Origin of the sequence: Thermogutta sp., from assembly GCF_014359955.1 — a bacterium.
Classification (GTDB): Bacteria; Planctomycetota; Planctomycetia; order Pirellulales; family Thermoguttaceae; genus Thermogutta.
In genome coordinates, this window is sequence record NZ_JACIYL010000537.1 from 1 (window position 1) to 3,087 (window position 3,087).

Consider the following 3,087-nt stretch of genomic DNA (forward strand, 5'->3'; position numbering starts at 1 on the left):
CCACAGGCCGATGGGAACATTTTTCTGCGGATCGGCACCCGATTTGGCCACGTGGAGAAGGTGCGGCGCCAGGGCCTCGCAGGCCTTGAGCACTTTGTCCGGCTGACGATAGAGGTCCAGACACAATCCCTTATATCCACGGAGTTTGTCGGCGAGGATATCAAAAGGCGCTTTGAGGATTCCCGAAAGGGCCGAAACGGTGCCCGTTTCTCGCCGCAACCGTTCCACCTGCCGTCCCAGGGCGTTGAAGTAATCAAGCATCGCCATGGCGCCCAGCACGAACGACATGTTGTTGCGAAACGTGTTGGGCTGGCCGGGCGGGACCACGTCCCGAGATACCCGCGGCAACCACACGTTGTAAAGATAACCCGTCGGATCTTCGATGAGTGCGTCATACTCGTCGGGCCGCATCCAGGCGTTTTCTTCGGGTGGCTCCAGATACTGAAAGGGGACATCGGCGGGAAGATCGACACCGGGAACCGCGTAATACCGCAGGTTGATCGCCTGGACCAGCCCCGTCCACACATAGACCATATTGGGCACGACGGCGTCCCAATCGAAGTCCGCGGCGCAGCGAATGACGGCGTCGAAGGCCTTCTGATAGTCGTGAGTCACTTCCTGGATGGTGTAGCCGGCATAAACCGCCGTGAACTCCGCCACGAACGGCCGGATCGGAATGCGGTCGGGTTTGCCCTTGCGCATGGCCGTCACATAACGGCGGAGCCGTTCCTGATACCGCTGCTCCATGGGATCGAGCTCGGCCATTCTTCCCTCCCGAAACCAGAGATTCTGGCGCGAAATGGCTCGCGCAGGGTCAGCGCAGATCACTTTCCACTTGCCCGAGCACAGGGTCGCCCTGCAGACCCCTCCGAGGACGATTCCTGGCATAGGTGGCAACGAATTGGGTCAAACGTGCCGTTAATATGCCACATCAGCTGTGGGCCTGTCAATCGGCAGCCGCTATCGAATGGTCCCCGCCCACAGCAGCACAGGGGCAGACTACGGTTCACTCCCGGAACTGCGCACACGGGGCGCAAATCACGGGGTTGGCCATTCCCCAGTATTTGCGTCAAAGATTTTTTCGCCCGCCCCCTCTCCTTTCACCATGAGCGAAAACACCTGAACTCCGAGAACGCGCCGGTCGTTGGATTGTTTGGTCGATTCGGCAGGAATCCAGCCGGGCGAGCGAATCTGGAGAGTGAGTTTTTCGGTTTTCTGGGCAGGAATGCGCACTCTGTTTTCTCCAGACTTCAGCACCGCGAGCACCTGGTCGCCCAGATTCAGCGTTACCTGCTTGCCTTCCAGGGCTCTTGGAATACTGGCCTCCAGAAGCAACTCGTACGTCCGGTCGGGCTCGACGGGCAGAATCAACTGCGATTTCGGTGTGCTCCAGCGGAAGGTTCGATCACTTTTTTCCGGACCGTACCAACTAAGCAGATACCGCGAGTCTCCCGGCTGACCAATATCCAACCGGTAATGAAGACGTGCTTCCGGCGTCCACTGGATGGGATCTTCCGCATTAAGTCCCATCTGGAGTTTGCGTCCCGCTTCATTGTTGACCCGTAAACCGCCAGGGGCCTGATTGGCCGTCACGATGACCGAGCGGACACCGCTGTGGACATGGATGTGCTGGGCCGTATCGAGATCGAACGTGCATCCCTGAAGGGTGGCGAACCCGGCCTCGATCTCCACCGCGGGCGACCCTTGGTTCGCCACATCCCACTGGCAGAAATGGCACGCCGAGAGTGTCAACTGGGCATGGGGACTCCGCATCACCACACACCGATCGATCGGGCCCCAAAACGAACAGTTGACCAGACTGACCTTTCCCTGCACGTCCGGACCGACGTCGAGAGTGACCGAATCCTGGCTGGTCCACCGCCCAACGAATTCCCCGTTCGTGATGAGCAGTCCCGGCGGTTGCGCCTGTTCCACCACCACCGCGCGCTGACAGGAATCGGCCCCGATCCCCAGAAAGTTCCCGTTGGCGCTCCCATGGGCCGACTGAGAAAACCTGTATCCAATCCCATAACCAAAACAGAAGGTGTTGATCACGTAATGCCAGTCCGTGCGGGCGAACTCGAAGGCCACTCCATTCAGATTGATCCACTGACAGTAGGGGTCGTCCGGTCGATAGCGGACTCCGAACGGCCAGAAATGGACGTTCTCGATTCGACCAATGTCGTAACATTCATCAACGTAAATCCCCCGTTTAATGGGATACCCCGTGACGTTGCGCACGAGGTGGCGGTGCGCCCGAATCAGCCGAATTCCCTCGTAAGGATTGACCAAAAGACAATTTTGGATGCAAACGTTCTCGGTATCGGTGGAGGCAACACAGGGCGGATAGGGCACCGGGGGCACATCCTTTGGGCTCGACTCGGGATAGACAACAGAAATCCCGGCCACGGTCGCATGATTTCCCGCCAATCGCAGAAAGGGCTCACCTTCTTCGCTTCCCCGCCCCTCATATGCGAGGAGCACGGTTCCTGCTGGTGTGGTTTCACCCCATCGTGCCGTAGTCGGAGCCGTCTGGAAAACCCCCTGAAGGGTCACGTTGGCGGGGATGACGAGATGTCCCTGGACGCGATAGACACCGGCAGGAAGTTCCACGATGCCACCCCCCATTTTCCCTGCCCGGTCCAGCGCCTTCTGAAGGGCCTCCGTGCAGTCGGTCTTGCCATCCGGCACCGCTCCCGCTTCGCAGGCATTGATTCGAAAAGCTGCGACGGCGGACGGTGTTTCCGGCACACCCGGCAACGTCCGTTGCTCTGCCAGTGCAACGCCCACCACCATCGCCAGGTAAACCCACGCCACTGCGAAGGACAGACGGCCCAGGGTATTCCTGAAAGCTCGTCGAGCAGGTTCTTTCACTACCAACAACATGGTCCTTCCTCCTGTGGGAAACAATCACTTGATGCGACACGCGTTGCAAGCTGCGAAAGCCTCTATAATACATCAACTTGCACGAGCCGCGAGAGGCGCAGAAAGGTCCGCGTCCGGAGGGCCGTGGTAGTCACAACCCTTTTCCAGCACTGCATCGCAGGGGCGATTCATGAATCGCCCCCACCGGCCCGAATAGCCACG

The 3,087-nt window shown here is 59.2% G+C and carries 2 protein-coding genes; both read right to left on the reverse strand.

What is annotated here, in order from left to right; translation table 11 throughout:
- A partial coding sequence (locus H5U08_RS14090) for a hypothetical protein (RefSeq protein WP_297034343.1) occupies positions 1–765 on the reverse strand: 765 nt, incomplete at its 3' end.
- Positions 766–1,038: 273 nt separating this feature from the next.
- Positions 1,039–2,886: a glycosyl hydrolase family 28-related protein gene (locus H5U08_RS14095; RefSeq protein ID WP_297034346.1), complete on the reverse strand. Its 1,848-nt coding sequence runs from the start codon at positions 2,884–2,886 to the stop codon at positions 1,039–1,041.
- Between the last annotated feature and the right edge of the window lie 201 nt (positions 2,887–3,087).

What these genes read in the sequence shown, in the direction of transcription:
- H5U08_RS14095 (WP_297034346.1), bottom strand. Translation starts at nt 2,886, where the DNA reads ATGTTGTTGGTAGTGAAAGAACCTGCTCGACGAGCTTTCAGGAATACC.